The organism is Povalibacter sp. (assembly GCF_036735925.1).
Classification (GTDB): Bacteria; Pseudomonadota; Gammaproteobacteria; order Steroidobacterales; family Steroidobacteraceae; genus Steroidobacter.
On record NZ_DAINNK010000147.1, the window covers coordinates 1 to 4,727 of the forward strand.

Genomic DNA, 4,727 nt, shown 5'->3' on the forward strand with positions numbered 1-4,727 from the left:
CCCCGGATGTCAGGCTGAAGCCTGACCCACACGAAGACGGGCGACCGATCATGCGACTCGGCTTCGAACACAGCTACTTCGCGCTGCCAGCGCGTTTCTACGCAAGAGTCGCTCCGGCGGCGGCGCCGGATCCGCGCGTGCTCATCTTCAATCGCACGCTCGCGGTCGAGCTGGGGGTCGACCGGGCGCTCGAACAGACTGCCGCAGCCGTGTTCTCCGGCAACCAGCTCCCCGACGACGCGACGCCCCTCGCCATGGCCTACGCCGGCCATCAGTTCGGCGGCTTCGTGCCGCGGCTCGGCGACGGGCGCGCCATCCTGCTCGGCGAGATCCGTGATCGCGACGGCGTGCTGCGCGACATCCAGCTCAAGGGCGCCGGCCAGACGCCGTTTTCGCGCAACGGCGACGGTCGTGCTGCGCTCGGTCCCATGCTGCGCGAGTACCTGATCAGCGAGGCGATGCATGCGCTGCGCATTCCCACGACGCGCTCACTGGCGGTCGTCGCAACCGGCGAACCGGTGTTTCGCGAACGCGAACTGCCCGGTGCGGTGCTCACGCGCGTGGCGGCGAGCCATGTCCGCGTGGGGACGTTCCAGTACTTCGCGGCGCAAGGCGATGAAGAAGCGATTCGCACGCTGCTCGATTACGTGATCGCGCGCCACTATCCGCACGCGCGCGAGGCCGACGTGCCTGCACTGGCCGTGTTGAGGGAAGTCGCGACGCGACAGGCCGTGCTCATCGCCGAATGGATGCGCGTCGGTTTCATCCACGGCGTCATGAACACCGACAACATGGCGATCTCCGGCGAGACGATCGACTACGGTCCCTGCGCGTTCATGGATGAATACGATCCGGGCACGGTCTTCAGTTCGATCGACCGCGGCGGACGCTACGCCTACGTGAACCAGCCTGCCATCGCGCAATGGAATCTGTCGCGCTTCGCGGAGACGCTGCTGCCGCTCATTCATGCCGATTCCGAAAAGGCCGTCGAACTCGCAGTCGACGTGCTGCAGTCCTTCATCGCCCAGGTCAACGACAACTTCCTGGCGGCGCTGTATCGCAAGATCGGCCTGGCGTCGAGCGAGGAGAGCGACCTCGAACTCGTGCGCCGCCTGCTGACAGTCATGCATGCATCACATGCGGATTTCACGCTGACGTTCCGCCGGCTCGCCGTCGCCGCAGACGAGGCGGGCGATGAATCCGCATTGCACGAATCCTTCGCAGACCATGCCGACTTCGCGGCCTGGCTGGCCGACTGGCGCCAGCGCCTCGCGCGCGATCCGCAATCGCCCGCCGGCCGCGCGGCGCAGATGCGCCAGGCGAGTCCGGCCTTCATTCCCCGCAATCACCGCGTCGACGCCGCATTGAATGCGGCGTCCGACGACGGCGACATGGCGCCATTCTTCCGGCTGCTGTCGGTGCTGCAGAGTCCCTACGAGGATCAGCCCGACAATGCCGCCTACCTGCAGCCACCACGGCCCGACGAGCGGGTGCTGAACACGTTCTGCGGGACGTAAGTCTTCGCCGCATCTCGCGTGCTATCGTCGGCGCATGAACCGCCGACTGCTTCTGATGTGCCTGGCATTCGCAGCGGTCGCAGGCTGCGTGACCGTCGCGGGCCACGCGCTCGACGAGCGCTTCGGCCCGACGCGACCGAAGGAGAATGTCGCCGCAGCGGCGGGCGTCCCCGTCGAGTTCGAGCGCGATGTCCGCCCGGTGATGAACAACCGCTGTCTCGTGTGTCACGGCTGTTACGACGCACCCTGCCAGCTGAAACTGGATTCCTACGAAGGCGTGCTGCGCGGGGCGAGTCCGGAGCTGGTGTACAGCGTCGCGCGGGTCGCGCCAGCGCGGTTGACGCGATTGTTCGAGGACCAGCAGACGACCGCGCAGTGGCGCGCCGCCGGATTCCATCCCGTGCTCAACGAGCGGCAGGATTCTCCGCAGGCGAATCTGCAGGCCGGCGTCATGGCGCGCATGCTGCAGCTCAAGCAGGAGCATCCGCTGCCGGCGGTCAAGGTGCTGCCGGAGACATTCGATTTCTCCCTGTCGCGCTCGCAGCAATGCCCGACCGCCGAGTCATTCGATACGTTCGCCGGCAAATATCCGCTGTGGGGCATGCCATTCGGCTTCCCGGCATTGAACGCGAAAGAGCACGAGACACTGACGAAATGGCTCGCCGCCGGTGCGCCCGCGGCGGCGCCTGCGCCACTGCCTGCGTCGCTGGTACAGGAAGCGACGTACTGGGAAACGCTGTTCAATGGCGACAGTCCCAGGCAGCGGCTCGCGGCGCGCTACCTGTATGAGCACCTGTTCCTGGCGCATCTCTACATGGAGGATCGCGGCGCCGACACGATCTACTTCAAGCTCGTCCGCTCGCGCACGCCGCCGGGCCAGCCGCTGAGTCTCATCGCGACACGCCGTCCCTACGACGATCCCGGCGTCGAGCGCGTCTATTACCGGTTGTGGCGCGATCCGTCGACGACCATTGCCAAGACGCACATGCCTTATCGACTGACGCCAGCACGGCGCGATCGCTGGCGCCAGTGGTTCATCGATGCGGACTACCCGGTCGACACGCTGCCCGGTTACGACGTGCAGACGGCCTCGAATCCGTTCATCACGTTCCAGCGGATTCCGTATCAGGCGCGTCACGCCTTCCTGCTCGACGAAGCGCAGTTCACGATCATGAACTTCATCAAGGGTCCGGTGTGCCGCGGCAATGTCGCGCTGGACGTGATCCAGGATCGTTTCTGGGTGTTCTTCACCACGCCGCGGTCGGCCGTGTCGCAGGAGTTCGCCGCCTTCCTCGCCGACCAGAACCATCATCTGCGCCTGCCGGCGGAATCGGAAAGCGGCCTGCTGTCGATCGTCCGCTGGCGCGAGTATGCGAAGGCGCAGCGCGACTACCTGCACGCCAAAGGCGACTTCATCCGCGCCAACAGCGCGGCCCTCGGCGCAGCCGGACTGCATACGGTCTGGGACGGCGAGGGCACGAATGCCAATGCCGCGCTGACCGTGTTTCGCCATTCCGACAGCGCGAGCGTGCTCAAGGGCCTGGTCGGCGAGCCGCCGCAGACCGCCTGGCTGATCGACTATCCGATTCTCGAACGCATCCACTACCTGCTGGTGGCCGGCTTCGATGTCTACGGCACGGCTTCGCACCAGGTGATGACGCGCATGTACATGGACTTCCTGCGCATGGAAGCGGAGATGAATTTCCTGGCCTACCTGCCGCAGCCGCAGCGCGTCGCCGAAGTGGAGCAGTGGTATCGCGGTGCGCAGAAGGATGTGCGGGACTATCTCGACAGCTACTTCGAGCATGAAGTGCTGCCCACGCCCATCGATTACCACACGTCGCAACCCAGGCTGGAACTGTTCGGCCTGCTGCAGAAACGCCTGTCCGGCGCGCTGCAGCACGCCTACGAACTCGAGCAGTCCGGTCTGTCGCGCGGCAGCATCGCAACGCTGCAGAAGATCGATGCGGTGCGCGGTACGGCGGCATCGATCCTGCCTCAGATGCTAGTGATCAAGGTGCCGGGACATGGCCTGCTGACCCTCCTGAACAACAGCGCCTACACCAATATCTCCTCCATGTTCGACGAAGCGTCGCGACGGCTCGTCGCCGAGGACAGCCTGACGATCGCCAACGGCGTCGTCGGCGCCTATCCGAACATCTTCCTGCAGGTGGAGGAGAAGGACTTCGCCGAACTCGTCGCGCGTATCGAGGCATTGCGCACCGAAGCCGACTACCGCCGGCTGCTCGACCGCTTCGGCGTGCGTCGTACCGATGCCGGCTTCTGGCAGCTCAGCGATACGGTCCGCGCGGACTACACCCGCGCCGAACCGCTGACTTCCGGCATCCTCGATCTCAGCCGCTACGAGAATCGATAGACGATCTGCGCGGGCGCAGCGATGAAGTGGCGTGCTACCGTTGACCTTTCAAAAGGGAGAAGGCGCATGCAGAAGAGAATCACGCTGATCGCGTTGCTGCTGGTCTCGCTGGGCGGAACGACGCAGGCTGCCGAGCCGGCGGCCCCCGCGATGAAAGCCACCATCTCCGCACCGCTGACGATCTACCACATCGAGGGCCGGCGCTCCGAGCGCATCGTGTGGCTATGCGAGGAACTCGGGCTGCCCTACACGCTGGAATACAAGCGCGGCGATATCGCCGGTTCGATGCAGACGATCCGGACGGTCAGTCCGCTGATGCCGGTGGCGCCGACCGTGCGCTACGGCGATCAGGTCATGGTCGAATCGGGCGCGATCATCGAACTGCTGCTTGCCCGCGATGGCGCGGGACGGCTGCGTCCGGCGGTCGATTCGCCCGACTTTCCGTACTACCTGCAATGGATGCACTTCGCCGAAGGCTCGTTCGCCTCGCGTGCGATTGCCGACTATCGCGTCACCCTGATCCAGGGACGGCAGCAGCCGGCGCCGAACCGTCCGCGGCTGGTCGATTCCGAAGCCGTCGTGAAGTTTGCCGATGACTTCCTCGGCAGGCATCCGTACTTCGGCGGCCAGGAATTTTCCGCCGCCGACATCATGATGCTGTTCCCCGTGAATTTCGCCGCGGGTCTCAACATCGTCGACATCGAGCAGTTTCCCAACGTCGTGGCGTGGCGCAAGAAGGTGGAGGAACGTCCGGCGTATCTGCGCATGCTGAAGGTCGCGCGTCCCGATGGACTGATCGGGACGCCGCCGGCATTGCCGAAGGCGAAGTAGCG

The 4,727-nt window shown here is 65.4% G+C and carries 3 protein-coding genes; all 3 read left to right on the plus strand.

Features of this window, described 5'->3' with window-relative positions; all coding sequences use genetic code 11:
- Positions 1-50 precede the first annotated feature (50 nt).
- Positions 51-1,517 carry a protein adenylyltransferase SelO gene (locus tag V7D81_RS22895; protein WP_349257725.1) on the plus strand — a complete coding sequence of 489 codons (1,467 nt, stop codon included), beginning with the start codon at positions 51-53 and terminating at the stop codon, positions 1,515-1,517.
- 34 nt (positions 1,518-1,551) lie between these two features.
- Complete coding sequence (locus tag V7D81_RS22900) at positions 1,552-3,894, plus strand: fatty acid cis/trans isomerase (protein WP_324320686.1); 2,343 nt, start codon at positions 1,552-1,554, stop codon at positions 3,892-3,894.
- Between the two features lie 66 nt (positions 3,895-3,960).
- A complete protein-coding gene (locus V7D81_RS22905; RefSeq protein WP_324320688.1) occupies positions 3,961-4,725 on the plus strand; it encodes a glutathione S-transferase family protein in 765 nt (254 codons plus the stop codon).
- Positions 4,726-4,727: the final 2 nt, after the last annotated feature.